This is a genomic window from Staphylococcus sp. FSL W8-1207 (genome assembly GCF_038003745.1).
Taxonomy (GTDB): domain Bacteria; phylum Bacillota; class Bacilli; order Staphylococcales; family Staphylococcaceae; genus Staphylococcus; species Staphylococcus equorum.
Map to the genome: position 1 here is coordinate 1266024 of NZ_JBBOPU010000001.1, position 16772 is coordinate 1282795.

Here is a 16772-nt window from a genome sequence, read left to right on the forward strand (position 1 = left end):
TCTCTCCCTCTTATAAGAAATAACGCTGAATATCGTTCCAAGTCACTAATACCATAACGATTAATACAAATACGGCACCAATGGCGATAATTGTAGTTTCTGCTTTTTTATTTACTGGTTTTCTAAAGATTGCTTCATAAATGACAAATAAAATTCGTCCACCATCTAACGCTGGTACTGGTAGTAAATTCATTAATCCTAAGTTAACGCTTAGCAAAGCAGTCCATGAAATCAAGTTAATTATACCAGTTTTAACGACAGAGTCGACAGTATGATATATACCTACTGGACCATTCAACATATCAAATGAGAATTCTCCAGTGAAAATGCTTGCAATCATACTTACAATTGCAGTGAAAATAATTTTACCTGCACTAAGTGTTTGTTCCACACCCGCTGCAATTGGTTTGAAAATAGTGTGTTCAGTCGCTGCACTATAACCTAATAAATATTTTGTTTCTGAGTGTGTTTTCGTTACTTTTTGTTCAACCTTTTTAGGTTTAATATCAAATGTTTGCTTGTTGCCATTACGTTCGACGACTAATTTTGTCTTGTTATCTTTAATTTCTTTTACTGCTTTATCAATATCATCTTTACCATCAATATTATGGTTTCCTACTTTAACAATCGTGTCACCAGATTTAAGACCTGCTTGTTCAGCAGGTGAATCTTTAACAACTTCATCAACTGAATTTGTTGCTGTACCTTGATAATATGCTAGACCAATAAATAATACTAATGTAAGTAAGAAATTAAACAATGGTCCTGCGAATAAAGTTAAGAATTTTTGATAAGGCTTTTTATACGTGAATTGACGATCTCTAGGTGCAATTTGAATTAAACTACCATTCTCTACAAAGTAAGACGTTTTAGCTATTGCATAGCGTTGTCTTTCTTGATTATATGATGTTACCCCTTCAATGAATAAGCCATCTTTAAAATCACATTGTTTTACTTCTATTGCTTCAATTTGTTGAAATTTGTGTTGATCATCTAAAATGATGTGCGTAATTTCATCTTTGTCATTTAATTTTATTTTTACATGCATACCTGGTTGAACTGGTGGTTCTTCTAAACCATCACCAGCCATGCGTACGTAACCTCCGACAGGTAATAATCGAATCGTATATAACGTTTCATTCTTTCTGAAACTAAATATTTTAGGTCCCATACCAATTGCAAATTCCGGACACATAATGCCTGCGCGTTTTGCAAAAAACATATGTCCATACTCATGAACTGTGACAAGGACACCAAAAACGATTATAAATGAAATAATTGTTACTAGAAAACTCACTTTGCTACACCTCATATTTTCGAAATAAATTGTTTGCTCATACTTCATATATTAATTCATATGATTCATTTTCTTATGACTAACTGCTTACTTTAGATTATAAAAGTATAACACAACAATGCTGAGTGACACACGTAACTTTAATATGTCTTCTAGTCACTCGCTTACATTATTCTTATCATTGTACAGTCGTAATTACACAAAGTATTTTTGCTTGTGAAAAGGAGTTAATAAATAAAATAACTGCATTGAAGCACTCAGTTATTTTATCTCATTAACTCCTTATTTTTGTTTATATAATTGTATAGTATCACTTTGAATCTGTAGTTAAGCTTGTATTAACAAGATGTTTAATAGTGGCAATACAAACATAAAACTGTCAAAGCGATCTAAAATACCACCATGACCAGGCAAAATTCGACCAGAGTCTTTCACACCAAAATGGCGTTTGAAACCTGATTCAACAAGGTCACCAAGTTGTCCAAACATACTTAAAATGATCGTAACAATTAATAATATCCACGTTGCAATATTAAAGTCTACAAACATAATCATAACAAGTGGAATAATTAAACTACAAATCAATCCACCAACAAAACCTTCTATTGTTTTATTAGGACTAATCACAGGCCATAATTTATGTTTGCCCATTAAACGACCAAAAATATATGCCCCTGTATCTGTTGACCATACGATTAGAAATGCAAATAGTATGTAGTGTAAGCCTTCAGATCGTGTTTCATAAAGATACATGAAACCAATACCAACATACGCAATCGTCATTAAACAAAATGCAGCGTCCATAAAACTAAATCTATTTTTAGAAAGCACTGTATAACTTAATAAAATAAAACTCATTGCTATTAATGACTTTAATTGTAAATCATTAACCCAGTTACCCGCACCTTGAGGTAACATAATAATTAAAATTCCTAACGCACTTATGATACCTGGCACCGATAAAAACTTAATCATATTCATATTCAGCAATTCTTTCAATGCTATGAACGCTAATAAATACGAAAACAGCATTAATATAACTCCGCCCTTTAGTAAGACCGGGAGGAAAATGATAAGTCCTATGATTGCCGTCAAAGTTCTAACTTTCATACTATTCTCCTAACTACTTATAATCCCCCAAAACGCCTTTGACGAGATTGATAAATTTTAATACAGTTTATTAATTCTTCTTTATCAAAATCTGGCCATAATTTTTCATTAAATAAAAATTCACTGTAAGATACTTGCCAGATTAGGAAATTACTAATACGTTGCTCTCCTGATGTTCTAATCAAAAGATCTGGGTCAGGGTAGCAATGAGTCATTAAATGCTCATTAATCATTTCTTCAGTGATTGCTTCACTTGTTAAACCTTCAGCAGTCAATTTGTCGTAAATTGATTTCACACTGTGGACAATTTCGGCTCGTCCGCCATAATTTATAGCAAAGACCAATTTTAAGCCCGTATTATTTTTCGTTTCTTCTTTTGCTTTATCTATCGCTTTAAGTGTAGATGTTGGTAAATGCTCAATAAAACCAATCGTCTCTACTTTAACATTATTTTCTATCAACTCTGGTAGAAATGTTCTTAAAAAGTTAACTGGCAAGTTCATGATGTAATTCACTTCATTTTTAGGTCTTGTCCAATTTTCTGTAGAGAAAGTATACAATGTTAAATATTTAATTCCTAAATCACTAGCTGCTTTAGTAATTTTTTTAACAGTTTGCATACCTTGGTAGTGACCTTTTATTCTAGGCAATTTTCTTTGTTTTGCCCAACGACCATTACCATCCATAATTATAGCAACATGTTCGGGTATATTATGTACTTCCAAATCTATATCGGATTGCTTATACTGATTTTCTTTCTTCTTTTTTAACTTTTTAAACATGGTATTTCCTCCGAGCTTGATCATCTCTGTTTATTATAATTAGATTCTAGATGCAATTATCTACCATTTTATCATAATAGATAGGTGCATTGAATAAACAAATAAAAAAACTGTACCAAAGTCTGATTTGATACAGTTCAGATAAATAAATGATATACCTCTTCTTCAAGCTCTAACTATAAGTAATTATATACCTTAATGAGTGAATAGAAGTATAATCATCATTACCATGTTTATACTGACATTATATCTTTTTCTTTTTCTTCTAATAATTTATCAATTTCTTTAATTGAGTTGTCAGTTAATTTTTGTACATCATCTGTTTGTGATCTTAAATCATCTTCAGTGATATCGCCATTTTTTTCTTGTTTTTTAAGTACATCATTTGAATCACGACGAACATTTCTAACTGCTACTTTCGCATCTTCGCCAATTTTCTTAACTTCTTTTACAAGTTCTTTACGGCGGTCTTCAGTTAATGCTGGAATAACAATACGTATAACTTCTCCGTCACTTGAAGGATTCACACCTAAGTTAGCAGCATTGATCGCTTTTTCAATATTACCGACAGATGATTTATCATATGGTGCAATTACTAATAAACGTGCTTCTGGCACATTGATACTAGCAAGTTGTTGAACTGGTGTTGGAGCACCATAGTAATCAACATTTACGCCATTTAATAAATTGGAGTTGGCTCTTCCGGCACTAATATTAGCTAATTCTCTTGAAAGATTATCAACAGATTTTTGCATTTTTGATTTCGTATCATTAATAATGTCGCTCATTCTCATACACCTCTAATTATTTTGTTATTATTGTTCCTATTTTTTCACCCATTACTGCACGTTTAATATTACCTTCTTCAGTAATTGAGAATACATTCAACGGAATGTTATTATCCATACAGAATGAAGACGCTGTTGAATCCATTACTAGTAAACCATCTTGTAACATTTGAATATGAGTAAGATGTTCATACTTAATAGCATTAGGGTCTACTTTTGGATCAGCAGAGTAAACGCCATCAACATTATTTTTACCCATTAAGATAACATCGGCTTCAACTTCAGCCGCACGTAGAGCTGCTGTAGTATCAGTTGAGAAGTATGGATTACCAATACCCGCTGCAAAAATAACTACACGTTTTTTCTCTAAGTGTCTAATTGCACGACGACGAATGTATGGTTCTGCAACTTGTTTCATTTCAATTGAAGTTAAAACGCGTGTGTCACATTCTAATTGTTCAAGGCTATCTTGTAGCGCTAAAGCATTCATTACTGTAGCTAACATACCCATATAATCAGCAGTACCACGATCCATGCCTAGGTCACTACCCGTTTTACCTCTCCAAATATTACCTCCGCCAACGATAACTGCAATTTCGCAATCCATCTTTGCAACTTCGGCTACTTGTTCAGCCACACTTTTAATCGTAATTGGATTAATTCCAAATCCATCGTTACCTGCTAGTGCTTCGCCACTTAATTTTAAAACAACACGATCGTATTTAGAAGTTTGAGCCATTGTCTTATCCTCTCTATTGTAAAAATATGTAATTGATACAAGTAAAGAAGACACAATAGGTCTTCCAATACAAAAGTAAATCTTTCATACGGAGCACAAAGGTGTCTTCTTTCTTGTTTTAACTATGAAAAATTATTTCATTTGTCCTTTTACTTCGTCAGCAAAGTTTTCTTCGCGTTTCTCCATGCCTTCGCCTACTTCATAACGTAAAAAGTCAACAAGTTTTCCACCTTTTGATTTCAAGAAAGCTTCAACTGTTTGATCAGGATCTTTTACAAAGTTTTGGTCAACTGCACATATTTCTTGTAAATATTTACGTAAACGACCTTCAACCATTTTTTCTACAATTTTCTCTGGTTTGCCTTCGTTTAGTGCTTGTTGTTTTAAAACTTCTCTTTCGTGATTGATTTCATCTTCGCTTACTTGTTCAGATGAAACATATTTAGGGTTGATTGCAGCAATGTGCATAGCTACGTCTTTAGCTGCTTGGACATCAGTTGAACCTTCAACTACAGTTAACACACCGATACGTCCGCCCATGTGTAAATAAGAACCAAAAGCATCATTGTCTGATTTTGTTCTAATAGCAAAACGACGGATACTTAATTTTTCTCCGATAGTTGAGATAGATTCTTTAACACGTTGGTCTACTGATTTACCATCAGCTAATGTAGTTTCTAATAAGGCTTCTACTGTTTCAGCCTTTGTTTCTAATACTTGATTAGCAATTTCTTTCACTAATTCTTGGAAACCTTCGTTACGAGCTACGAAATCAGTTTCTGAATTAATTTCTACAATCGCTGCTTCATTGCCTTTTTCTTCAACATGAACTAAACCTTCTGCCGCAATACGGTCAGATTTTTTAGCAGCTTTTGCAATACCGTTTTCACGTAAGTAATCAATAGCTTTGTCGATGTCACCATCAGTTTCTGTTAAAGCTTTTTTACAGTCCATCATACCTGCACCAGTTTTTTCACGTAATTCTTTTACAAGTTTAGCTGAAATTGCCATTTCATATTCCTCCATTATTTAATGAATTTTAATATATTTGTTTTTAAAAAAGGGTGATAAGCTTGAATATCTTATCACCCATTTTACATTATTCTTAGTTTGATTCAACAGAAGTGTTTTCTTCAGTTGTTCCTGCTTCAGTAGCTTCTTTTGATTCTTTTAAATCAATATTTTGTTCTGCTGCTACTTCTTCATTAGATACACCTTGTTGACCTTCTAAGATCGCATCTGCCATTTTACCAGTTAATAATTTAACGGCACGAATAGCATCGTCGTTTGCTGGGATAACGTAATCAATTTCATCTGGATCACAGTTAGTATCCACAATACCAACGATAGGGATGTGTAATTTGCGTGCTTCAGCAATTGCGTTGCGCTCTTTACGAGGGTCAACTACAAATAATGCTTGAGGCATTGATTTCATATCACGAATTCCGCCTAAGAATTTGATTAAACGGTCGTATTCTTTTTTAAGTTCTACAACTTCTTTTTTAGGTAATACTTCGAATAAGCCATCTTCTTCCATTTTTTCAATCTCAGAGATGCGTTTGATACGTTTAGAAATTGTTTTATAGTTAGTTAAGATTCCACCTAACCATCTTTGGTTTACATAGAATTGACCCGCACGTTCTGCTTCAGCTTTCACTGAGTCTTGTGCTTGTTTTTTCGTACCAACGAATAAAACTTTTCCGCCATCTTCTGATACTTGTTTAATGAAGTTATAAGCTTCTTCTACTTTTTTCACTGTTTTTTGTAAATCGATAATGTAAATACCGTTTCTTTCAGTGAAAATGTATCTTTTCATTTTTGGGTTCCAACGACGTGTTTGGTGACCAAAGTGAACGCCTGCTTCTAGTAATTGTTTCATTGAAATTACTGCCATAATTAAAATCCTCCTATTGGTTTATTACCTCCACAAAAAGCTCATATAAACACGATAACTAAATATCGCACCCTTTATACTTGCACTTTTTGTGTGCGTATTGGCTTCATAGCCGTGAATAAATATATCATATTTGTATTTATAAAGCAATACTTTCACATTACTATTTCACACATTAAAAGAACATCTAAAAGTCTTATGATTTAGACGCTCTTTTTGATGATATATTTTTAAATTAATTTACGTATCGATTATTTAATTCTTTCTAGCTCATCTAAGAATTTTTCTTTTTTCACTTTAATAAATGTACCTTTCATTCCTAAAGAACGTGATTCAATAACACCAGCACTTTCAAGTTTACGCAAAGCGTTAACAATAACTGAACGTGTGATACCTACTCTATCAGCAACTTTTGATGCAATAAGTAATCCTTCTTTACCGCCTAATTCTTCAAAGATATGCTCGATTGCTTCACTTTCAGAATATGATAAAGAATTAATTGCCATGCTAATAGAAGCTTTGTCTCTTGCTTCTTGTTCAACTTCACTATGTTTTTCACGTAATATTTCCATACCAATAACTGTGGCAGCATATTCACCAAGAACTAAATCATTCTCAGAGAAATCTTCTTGAACACGTCCAAGTACTAAAGTACCTAATCTTTCACCGCCACCTAAAATTGGAAAAATTGTAGTTCGGCTAATTTTGAATAAATCTTTATTTTCTGGTGGGAACACAGATAATACGTTTTCTATATCAATATTAGATTGTGTTTCTCTAACATCCATTAGTTTATCCGTATATTCTTTAGGGATATGTCTATTTTCAAGCATTTGTATAATACGATCATTTTTCAACAATTCGTTTAAGCTTGACCCTAAAATCTTTCCTTTTCTAGACACAATAAATACATTTGTTACTGTTACACTACTTATTGTTTGTGCTACATCCTTAAAATCAACGGCAATACCTTTGTGCTTTTGCAAAAGTGTATTTAATTCTCTAGTTTTCGATAATAAGCTCATATTCCTTCTCCTTTTTATTTATATTATAAAATAAATGCACTTAAATCTTTGTTTGTTGAAATTGATTTCAACTTATCATCAACATATTGTGGTGTGATGTCTACAACCGCATTGGGCATACTTGGTGCTTCAAATGATAAATCTTCAAGCATTTTTTCAAGTATAGTATGCAAACGACGTGCGCCAATGTTATCAGTATCTTGGTTTACCTGGAACGCAATTTCTGCCAGACGTTTAATCGAGTCATCGGTAAAGTTGACTGTCACTTCTTCTGTTTGAAGTAGCGCTTCATATTGTTTGATAAGTGATAATTTCGGTTCAGTCAAGATTCGTACAAAATCTTCTACTGAAAGACTTTCTAATTCAACACGAATTGGGAAACGACCTTGCAACTCAGGAATTAAATCACTTGGTTTAGCCACGTGGAATGCTCCAGCACCAATAAATAGCATATGTTCAGTGTTAACAGTACCATATTTCGTTTGTACCATGCTACCTTCAAGTATTGGTAAAATATCTCTCTGAACGCCTTGTCGAGACACATCTTGACCTGAATTTTGATTATTTGTTGCAACTTTATCGATTTCATCAATAAATATAATACCCATTTGCTCGGCAAGTTCAATTGCTTGTTGATTTGCTGATTCTTGATCAATCAGTTCGTCGGCAAATTGGTCAGTTAATATTTTACGCGCTGTTTGTACAGGAACTTCTCGTTCAACTTTTTTCTTAGGCATGAGTTGTTTCATCATATCTTGCATTTGTTCATTTTGATTTGTGCCTAACATGCCCATAGCACCTGGGTCTTGTTCTACTTTTAATCTTACTTTTTCTTCTTCTAGTTCACCATTCAACAATTGTTGTTTAATTTCAGAACGCTTTGTCTTGATTTCTTCTGTAGGTGTATCCTCTTCTTCATCATTATTCTGACCAAAGTTTGGCATCGAACCACCAAATAGTGATTCTAGAGGGTTATTCCCACCGTTATTCGTATTATTCGCTTTTTGCTTCATGCTAGGTACTAAAAGTTTTACTAATTTTTCATTTGCTTTTTGTTTCGCTTCTTCTTCAACTAAAGCTTTCTTTTGTTCTTTAACTAGTCTAATAGCTACGTCAACTAAATCTCTTACCATGCTCTCAACATCTCGACCTACGTAGCCTACTTCTGTAAATTTAGTTGCTTCGACCTTTATAAAAGGTGCACCTACAACTTTAGCCATTCTTCTTGCTATTTCCGTCTTACCTACACCTGTTGGTCCGATCATCAAAATATTTTTGGGTGCAATCTCTTGTTTAGCTTCTTCAGCTAAAAGACTTCGTCTATATCTATTTCTTAATGCAATTGCTACTTTGCGCTTTGCATCATCTTGCCCAACAATGTATTCATTCAATTTTGAAACGATATCTTTTGGTGTTAATTTAATGCCAGTCGTTTCCATAAGATAAATTACCTCCGTAATTTTGATTTCAATTATTCTAAAAATTATTTGTAAATTTATTTATTATTACTATATCCTAAATTTTTACGATTATACATTTTTATTTTTCATTGTGCTTTTTTAGTTTCAATTTTTATAATTTTTCAACTACGATTTGATCATTTGTAAATACACAAATATCAGACGCAACTTTTAAACTTTCATAAGCCATTTCTTCTGCAGTTAAATTTGTGGCATGACGTTTCAAGGCTCTTCCTGCACTCAATGCGTAATTGCCTCCTGAACCAATTGCTATTAAAGCATCGTCTGGTGCGATTACTTCTCCTGTACCACTTACTACAAGGATTGAATCCTCATCCATAACGATTAGCATTGCTTCTAGTTGACGCAGTTGTTTGTCACCTCTCCATTCCTGAGCTAATTCAACTGCGGCTCTTTCTAAATTACCACCGAATTGTTGTAATTTAGTTTCGAATTTTTCGAATAATGTAAATGCATCTGCAACGCTTCCTGCAAATCCGGCTAAAACTTTATCATTGTATAAGCGTCTAACCTTTCGTGCTGTTTGTTTCATAATCACTTGTTCACCAAGTGTTACTTGTCCATCACCTGCCATTGCTGAATGGCCGTTATGTTGCACTGCAAAAATCGTTGTCGCGTGAATAGATGTACTCATAATCTAATTCTCCTTTTTTGCACGAGGATGTGCGTTTAAATATACTTTTCTTAATTGTTCATTTGTAACATGTGTGTAACGACCTGTAGTTGATAAATTCACATGACCTAACAAGGATTGAACGGTACGTAAATCAGCACCCTGATTAAGCATGTGTGTTGCAAATGTATGTCTTAATTTATGTGGGTGAATATCCGTTACGCCAGCTGTACGTTTTACAACATCGTTTAACACATAACGAACGCCACGCTCTGTGATAGGCGCACCGTTCATATTTACTAATAAATAATTATGATCATTTTTAATTTTAGGTTTAAATAATTCTAAATATCGTTCTATACTTTGCTTGCAAAATTCTCCAAATGGAATAAAGCGTTCTTTACCACCTTTACCTAACACCTTCACACCAGGTAAATTCATATCTAAATCAGACTCTTTTATATGGACTAACTCCGAAACCCTTATGCCTGTTGCATAAAGAAGTTCCAAAATCACTCTATCTCTCAAACCTTTTTTCGGGTCTTTTTCAACAGTGTCAAATAAAGCTTCCATTTCTTCTTCATAAAAAAAGTGTGGTAAATATTGTTCTTTCTTGGGATGCACTAATTGAATAAATGGATTTATAACTTTTTCATCTTGTGTCATCCAATATTCGTAAAAACTTCTCAGCGTAGAAATTTTACGAGAAACTGAGGTTCTTTTCAAGTTTTTCGAATATAAATAACTTAGATAGTTTCTTGCATCTTTATATTCGAATGCAGATAGCTCTAAATATTCTTGTTTTAAAAATACATTGAACTGTTCTAAATCATCGTGGTATGACTTTAAAGTATGCTCTGAAAACTGTCGTTCAACTTTTAACATAAATAAATATGCCTGTTGGATTTCTTCCAATAAAAACCCCTCCATCAATATGAATTGTAGCATATTGATGAAGGGGACTGCGAAAAATAACTATTAAATTGAGTCAAACTTACAAAATTTTTAGAAAATGGTTATATCTACGAATATTTTATAAAGTTTGCTTATAATTATCTAAATATGATAACGCGCGGTCTGCAAGTTTTTCGTAACGTAATTTTTTATCTTTAACACGTTTTTCTAAAGTTGGCAGTAAACCAAAATTCGCATTCATTGGTTGGAAATTTTTCTCGTTTTTAGCATGAGAAATATAATAAGCCATACTTCCAATCATTGTTTCTCTTGGAAATACTACGCCGCCTCTATCTTTAATTTTATGAGCTACATTGATGCCTGCTACTAAACCACTTGCTGCACTTTCAACATAACCTTCAACGCCAGTCATTTGACCAGCAAAATGAACTTCTTCTCTACCTATCAACTCATACTTTTCTGTCAACACATCTGGCGAGTTAATAAATGTATTTCGATGCATCACACCATATCTTACGATTTCTACATTTTCTAAACCAGGGATTAAACGTATAACGTCTTTTTGTGCCCCCCATTTTAAATGTGTTTGGAAACCTACAAGATTATATAATGTACCTGCAGCATCATCTTGTCTCAATTGTACAACTGCATATGGACGTTCACCTGTTTTAGGATCTTCTAACCCTACTGGTTTCATAGGTCCAAACAATAAAGTTTTACGTCCACGTTCTGCCATAACTTCAAAGGGCATACACCCTTCAAAATACTTTTCTTTCTCAAATTCATTTACTGGTGCAACTTCTGCTTCCATTAATGCATCATAAAATATATTGAATTCTTCTTCAGTCATTGGGCAGTTCAGATATGCTGCTTCACCTTTGTCATAACGAGATTTCAAATATACCTTATTCATATCTATACTTTCTTTTTCAATTATTGGAGCTGCGGCATCATAAAAATACAATTGATCTTCACCAGTAGCTTCAACAATTTCAGCAGCCAATTTTTCTGTAGTTAATGGACCTGTAGCAATGATAGTGTAACCATCAGGTATGCTGTTAATTTCTTCATTTAACACTGTTACATTGGGATGATTTTTCAAAGTTTCTGTAACGTAACCAGCAAAATCATGTCGGTCTACTGCTAAGGCACCACCAGCAGGTACTCTTGCTTTATCTGCTGCACTAATAATAAGTGAATCAAGGCGTCTCATCTCTTCCTTAAGAACACCAACTGCATTTGTTAATGCATTGCCACGTAATGAGTTTGAACAAACTAACTCTGCAAATTGATCAGTATGATGTGCTGGTGTTTGCTTCACTGGCCTCATCTCTATTAAATTAACTTTTATCCCTCTTTGAGCTAATTGATATGCTGCTTCTGAACCGGCTAGACCAGCCCCTATAACATTGACAGTTTGAGTCATTTAATTTCCTCCAATACATTAAAAATAGCAACTACGACATCATATCATAATTATAGATATATGCGTCTACATTATAAATATGTGTCGTTAGTTGCTTATAGAATTATTAACAATATTCGTAATGTACGTTTGAATTACGCAATAATTAATAAATGATATGATTGTTTATTTTTGCAGTTCTTCTTTATAATCACAGTTTGAACAAATAACCTGACTTTTACGTCCTTGTTTTTTCTCAACAAGATATTGTTCACATTTAGGACAATCACGACCTACAGGTTTATCCCATGTAACAAAGTCACACTCAGGATATTTTGAACAGCCGAAGAAAATACGGTTCTTTTTAGATTTGCGTTCAACGACATCGCCCTCTTTACATTTAGGACAAGTCACGCCAATCGTTTTGATAATTGCTTTCGTGTTACGACAGTCTGGGAAGTTAGAACATGCCATGAATTTACCATAGCGTCCCATTTTAATTACCATTGGTGATCCACATAGTTCACAATCTTCTCCAGCTGGTTCATCTTTAATTTCAATTTTTTCCATTTCTTCTTCTGCACGTTCAACATCTTGGCTAAAGCTACTATAAAAATCACGAATTACTTTTTTCCAAGGAATTTCGCCATCAGCTACTTTATCCAATAATGTCTCCATGTTTACAGTAAAGTCGACATCAATGATTTCAGGGAAATAATCCTTCACTTGTTCATGAACGATTTCACCTAGTTCAGTTGGAACAAATCGCTTACTTTCATTTTTTACATAATTTCTCTTTTGTATTGTATCTATTGTCGGTGCATACGTAGATGGTCGTCCAATTTTCAATTCTTCCATTGTTTTTACTAAACGCGCTTCAGTATAACGCGGTGGTGGTTGTGTGTAATGTTGAGAAGGTTCAATATTAGTTGCTGTAACTATTTCGCCTTCTTCAATTTTAGGTAATTTATTTTCTTTACCGCCTTCATCGTCGTCTGTAGTTTCAATGTATAATGTCATGAACCCTTTAAACTTAATCGTTTGTCCGTTCGCACGGAATTTCAAATCATTTTGTGTTAAATCCATAGCAACAGTATCTAGAATCGCAGGTGCCATTTGACTTGCTACAAAACGTTCCCAAATTAATTTGTATAATCTGTGTTGATCACGTGTTAAATAATTTTTCATTTCATTTGGTGTACGCAATGTTCCAGTTGGTCTGATTGCTTCATGGGCATCTTGATCGCCTTGTTGTCCTTTAGCTTTACGATTTGACAAATAGTTATTACCATATGTTTCTTCAATATAACTTTTCGCTTCAGATTTAGCTTGATCAGATACTCTTGTTGAATCTGTACGCATATATGTGATTAAACCGACTGTACCTTGTCGTTTCAAATCAATACCTTCATACAATTGTTGCGCTAGCATCATTGTTTTTCGGGCTTTGAAGTTCAATTTACGCGCAGCTTCTTGTTGCAATGTTGATGTTGTAAATGGATTAGCTGGATAACGTGTTTTTTCTTTTTTCGTTACTTTCGTTACCTCAAACTGATCTCCATCTAGCTGTGCTGTAATTTTTTCTACATCATCTTTATTCGTTAACTTAAATGGCTTGTTTTTTAAATGAAGGAATTTGGCATTGAATTTGGATTTCTTGTATCTAAATTCACCATCAATTTTCCAATATTCTTCAGGTTTAAAGTTTCTGATTTCATTTTCACGATCAATAACTAATCTAAGTGCTACAGATTGGACACGTCCAGCCGACAAACCTTTTTTAACTTTTTTCCACAATACTGGTGAAATATTATAACCAACTAAACGGTCTAATATACGTCTCGCTTGCTGAGCGTCAACAAGATTCATTTCTATGCCTCTAGGATGTTTAAAGCTATCTTTCACGGCATCTTTTGTTATTTCATTAAATACTACTCTATTTTCTACTGATTCTTCTAAATTTAATATGTTCGCCAAATGCCAAGCAATTGCCTCACCTTCACGGTCAGGGTCACTCGCTAAGAATATTTTTTTTGCTTTCTTAGCATGTTTTTTAAGTTCTTTAACAACTGGACCTTTGCCGCGTATCGTAATATATTTTGGCTCAAAATCATTTTCATCATCTACGCCCATTTGGCTACGTGGCAAGTCTCTAACATGCCCCATAGATGCGATAACTTTATATTTTTTACCTAAATATTTTTCAATGGTTTTAGCTTTTGCAGGCGATTCAACTATGACTAAATTTTCTGTCAAAGTAGTTACCCCCTTGCATTTCTAATTACAAAGATAAATGATAAACGGTCTATTTTGTTTTTGTCAATGTTTTTAATTTTAAGTTACCTGGATTTCTCAGAATATTGACTAAAAAAACAAAACAAATGTCATCGTAATTTCATAATTATAAAATGCCTTTTCTTTCATTAATAAACTTCCATTTAATGTCCATTAGATTCAAATAAATTTCAATTATAATCTATTAATATATCACTTGCTTTTAATACAATTTTTGCTCCTTCTTGAGCACTTAATAAATTCCCTTCAGTCATCGGATTAAAAATAGAACCTGGTAGTATGTATACTTCTCTATTTTGTTCTAAGGCAAAATTTGTTGTAATACATGTTCCACTATTTGCTTTAGATTCTGTAATCAATATACCTTTTGACAATCCACTTATTATTCTATTACGCTCAGGAAAATGATGCTTTTGCGGTCTCTGAAAAGGAAGGTATTCACTTACTACAAGTCCTTCGATTTCTAATCGTTTTCTAATTTCAAATGTTTCTTTTGGATAATGTTGTAAATGGCCGAAACCTAGTACTGCAATTGCAGACATGTTCATTGATAGAGCGAGTTCGTGTGCCATTTTATCTGCGCCTTTAGCTAAGCCAGAGATTATAGTTAAGTTTTCTTTTTTAAATGAAGGAAAAAGAATGTTCAATGCTTTTTGACTATATTCTGTCGCATGCCTTGACCCTATAATAGCAAGAGTTTGAGGAGATTGCATTAAAGATATCTTTCCTTTATAGAAAAGGATGAGTGGTGGTTCATAGATTTCACGAAGTAATATGGGATATGAAGACTGCTCTATTGAAATGTACTTTAAATTCCATTGTCGTAACGTTGTTAATATGTTTTTAACTTCTATATTTAGATATTGCTCATAAATTTCTGTTTTTCTCTTTGTTTTTAATGTACTTAAAAATTGTTTGAGTAGTTGATTTTGTTCCACTTGATTATAGTCTAAAAAATTAGAATTATACCTTAACAGTTGATGTATTTGGTGGGTCGTTAAACCTGAAAAACGTAGTTTTAAATATTGGTGTTCTCTCATAATGATTCTCCTTTTCACCTCAATTATAATGGAAAACAGCAATGGTTTAGATTACAAAACCACATCTTTTTCTAGTGAAAAGTAACAAGGTTTTAAGGAGTAATTCTCTATTTTAAATTCACTTCAAACTAGAATTTCCTTATATTTTAATGACTAAAATAAAATTTATGCACGTATTACTTTTAGCTAAGCTCTACAAATTTTCAATCGTTTTTCTTCTATTATAAAAGTAGACATAACAAATGTTATAAAATTAAGATTATTCAACATAAAACATCTCTTCTACAAATTGAATCTTTCAGTTTTATAAATCATAAAAATTTCATACAACAAAAAACGGTTGATAAGAAAAGAACATCTATCCCTATCAACCGCAAGTATTATTTTATCTAAAATGTTTGAATACTTAAAATAGCACAAACTCCGACATATTTTCGGAATTTGTGCTGGGTTTTTACAATACAATTATTGTTTTACAGTTAATAATTGCTCATAGATGCCTGCTTCTTTAGCGGCATCTATTAATGTTGTACCAATTTCTGATGGTGTATCTGCAGTTTTAACACCACAATTATTAAGTGTTTTAACTTTTTCTTCAGCAGTACCTTTACCCCCTGAAATAATCGCACCGGCATGGCCCATACGTTTACCTGGAGGGGCTGTTTGTCCTCCGACGAAACCTACTACAGGTTTAGTCATGTTAGCTTTAATCCATTCAGCAGCTTCTTCTTCTGCTGTTCCACCGATTTCACCAATCATAACGACTGCTTTTGTTTCATCATCTTCATTAAATGCTTTTAGCACATCAATAAAGTTTGTACCATTGACTGGATCGCCACCGATACCTACAGCTGTTGTTTGACCAATACCTTCTTCAGTTAATTGGTGTACAGCTTCATAAGTTAAAGTACCTGAACGAGAAACTACGCCTACGTGACCTTTTTTATGAATATAGCCTGGCATGATACCAATTTTAGATTCATCAGCAGTAATAACACCCGGACAGTTAGGTCCAATAACACGTGTTTCTTTACCTTCTGAGTAACGTTTAACTTTAACCATATCAATTACTGGAATATGTTCTGTAATACAGATAGCTAAATCTAATTCTGCATCTATACATTCTAAAATTGCATCTGCTGCGAATGGCGCAGGTACATAGATAACAGATACTGTAGCACCTGTTTCTTTTTGTGCTTCTTCAACTGTGTTGAATACTGGTACACCTTCTACTACTTGTCCGCCTTTACCTGGTGTTACCCCAGCAACAATTTGTGTACCATATTCAAGCATCTGTTTTGTATGGAAAAGGGCAGTTGACCCTGTGATACCTTGTACAATTACTTTTGTATTTTTATCAATAAATACGCTCATCTTAGTGCTCCCAT

General features: G+C 33.4%; 15 protein-coding genes. All 15 read right to left on the reverse strand.

Annotated elements, in window-relative coordinates; translation table 11 throughout:
* Nucleotides 1–10 precede the first annotated feature (10 nt).
* Complete coding sequence (gene rseP / locus NSR03_RS06275; RefSeq protein WP_021338739.1) at nt 11–1297, reverse strand: RIP metalloprotease RseP; 1287 nt, start codon at nt 1295–1297, stop codon at nt 11–13.
* A gap of 327 nt (nt 1298–1624) precedes the next feature.
* Nucleotides 1625–2407: a phosphatidate cytidylyltransferase gene (locus tag NSR03_RS06280; RefSeq protein WP_002507853.1), complete on the reverse strand. Its 783-nt coding sequence runs from the start codon at nt 2405–2407 to the stop codon at nt 1625–1627.
* 17 nt (nt 2408–2424) lie between these two features.
* A complete protein-coding gene (locus tag NSR03_RS06285) occupies nt 2425–3189 on the reverse strand; it encodes an isoprenyl transferase (protein ID WP_002507854.1) in 765 nt (254 codons plus the stop codon).
* 233 nt (nt 3190–3422) lie between these two features.
* A complete protein-coding gene (gene frr / locus NSR03_RS06290; RefSeq protein WP_002507855.1) occupies nt 3423–3977 on the reverse strand; it encodes a ribosome recycling factor in 555 nt (184 codons plus the stop codon).
* A gap of 16 nt (nt 3978–3993) precedes the next feature.
* Complete coding sequence (gene pyrH / locus NSR03_RS06295; RefSeq protein ID WP_069820798.1) at nt 3994–4716, reverse strand: UMP kinase; 723 nt, start codon at nt 4714–4716, stop codon at nt 3994–3996.
* A gap of 132 nt (nt 4717–4848) precedes the next feature.
* Nucleotides 4849–5727 (reverse strand): translation elongation factor Ts, encoded by an 879-nt coding sequence (gene tsf / locus NSR03_RS06300; RefSeq protein WP_002507857.1) that lies wholly within the window; start codon nt 5725–5727, stop codon nt 4849–4851.
* Nucleotides 5728–5821: 94 nt separating this feature from the next.
* Nucleotides 5822–6610 carry a 30S ribosomal protein S2 gene (gene rpsB, locus NSR03_RS06305; protein WP_002507858.1) on the reverse strand — a complete coding sequence of 263 codons (789 nt, stop codon included), beginning with the start codon at nt 6608–6610 and terminating at the stop codon, nt 5822–5824.
* Between the two features lie 251 nt (nt 6611–6861).
* Nucleotides 6862–7635 (reverse strand): GTP-sensing pleiotropic transcriptional regulator CodY, encoded by a 774-nt coding sequence (codY, locus tag NSR03_RS06310; protein WP_002507859.1) that lies wholly within the window; start codon nt 7633–7635, stop codon nt 6862–6864.
* 23 nt (nt 7636–7658) lie between these two features.
* The gene (hslU, locus tag NSR03_RS06315) at nt 7659–9074 is read right to left on the reverse strand and encodes an ATP-dependent protease ATPase subunit HslU (protein WP_002507860.1); all 1416 of its coding nucleotides are present in this window, start codon (nt 9072–9074) and stop codon (nt 7659–7661) included.
* A 133-nt stretch (nt 9075–9207) separates the two neighbouring features.
* Complete coding sequence (gene hslV, locus NSR03_RS06320; RefSeq protein ID WP_002507861.1) at nt 9208–9750, reverse strand: ATP-dependent protease subunit HslV; 543 nt, start codon at nt 9748–9750, stop codon at nt 9208–9210.
* A 3-nt stretch (nt 9751–9753) separates the two neighbouring features.
* A complete protein-coding gene (xerC, locus tag NSR03_RS06325; RefSeq protein WP_002507862.1) occupies nt 9754–10644 on the reverse strand; it encodes a tyrosine recombinase XerC in 891 nt (296 codons plus the stop codon).
* A gap of 118 nt (nt 10645–10762) precedes the next feature.
* Nucleotides 10763–12070, reverse strand: coding sequence for an FADH(2)-oxidizing methylenetetrahydrofolate--tRNA-(uracil(54)-C(5))-methyltransferase TrmFO (gene trmFO / locus NSR03_RS06330; RefSeq protein WP_002507863.1), 1308 nt, complete (start codon nt 12068–12070; stop codon nt 10763–10765).
* Between the two features lie 165 nt (nt 12071–12235).
* A complete protein-coding gene (gene topA, locus NSR03_RS06335) occupies nt 12236–14305 on the reverse strand; it encodes a type I DNA topoisomerase (RefSeq protein WP_069820797.1) in 2070 nt (689 codons plus the stop codon).
* A 209-nt stretch (nt 14306–14514) separates the two neighbouring features.
* Nucleotides 14515–15384 carry a DNA-processing protein DprA gene (dprA, locus tag NSR03_RS06340; RefSeq protein WP_069820796.1) on the reverse strand — a complete coding sequence of 290 codons (870 nt, stop codon included), beginning with the start codon at nt 15382–15384 and terminating at the stop codon, nt 14515–14517.
* 465 nt (nt 15385–15849) lie between these two features.
* Nucleotides 15850–16758 carry a succinate--CoA ligase subunit alpha gene (sucD, locus tag NSR03_RS06345; RefSeq protein WP_065367410.1) on the reverse strand — a complete coding sequence of 303 codons (909 nt, stop codon included), beginning with the start codon at nt 16756–16758 and terminating at the stop codon, nt 15850–15852.
* Nucleotides 16759–16772: the final 14 nt, after the last annotated feature.

What these genes read in the sequence shown, in the direction of transcription:
- NSR03_RS06280 (WP_002507853.1), bottom strand. Translation starts at nt 2,407, where the DNA reads ATGAAAGTTAGAACTTTGACGGCAATCATAGGACTTATCATTTTCCTC.
- NSR03_RS06285 (WP_002507854.1), bottom strand. Translation starts at nt 3,189, where the DNA reads ATGTTTAAAAAGTTAAAAAAGAAGAAAGAAAATCAGTATAAGCAATCC.
- frr (WP_002507855.1), bottom strand. Translation starts at nt 3,977, where the DNA reads ATGAGCGACATTATTAATGATACGAAATCAAAAATGCAAAAATCTGTT.
- pyrH (WP_069820798.1), bottom strand. Translation starts at nt 4,716, where the DNA reads ATGGCTCAAACTTCTAAATACGATCGTGTTGTTTTAAAATTAAGTGGC.
- tsf (WP_002507857.1), bottom strand. Translation starts at nt 5,727, where the DNA reads ATGGCAATTTCAGCTAAACTTGTAAAAGAATTACGTGAAAAAACTGGT.
- rpsB (WP_002507858.1), bottom strand. Translation starts at nt 6,610, where the DNA reads ATGGCAGTAATTTCAATGAAACAATTACTAGAAGCAGGCGTTCACTTT.
- codY (WP_002507859.1), bottom strand. Translation starts at nt 7,635, where the DNA reads ATGAGCTTATTATCGAAAACTAGAGAATTAAATACACTTTTGCAAAAG.
- hslU (WP_002507860.1), bottom strand. Translation starts at nt 9,074, where the DNA reads ATGGAAACGACTGGCATTAAATTAACACCAAAAGATATCGTTTCAAAA.
- hslV (WP_002507861.1), bottom strand. Translation starts at nt 9,750, where the DNA reads ATGAGTACATCTATTCACGCGACAACGATTTTTGCAGTGCAACATAAC.
- trmFO (WP_002507863.1), bottom strand. Translation starts at nt 12,070, where the DNA reads ATGACTCAAACTGTCAATGTTATAGGGGCTGGTCTAGCCGGTTCAGAA.
- dprA (WP_069820796.1), bottom strand. Translation starts at nt 15,384, where the DNA reads ATGAGAGAACACCAATATTTAAAACTACGTTTTTCAGGTTTAACGACC.
- sucD (WP_065367410.1), bottom strand. Translation starts at nt 16,758, where the DNA reads ATGAGCGTATTTATTGATAAAAATACAAAAGTAATTGTACAAGGTATC.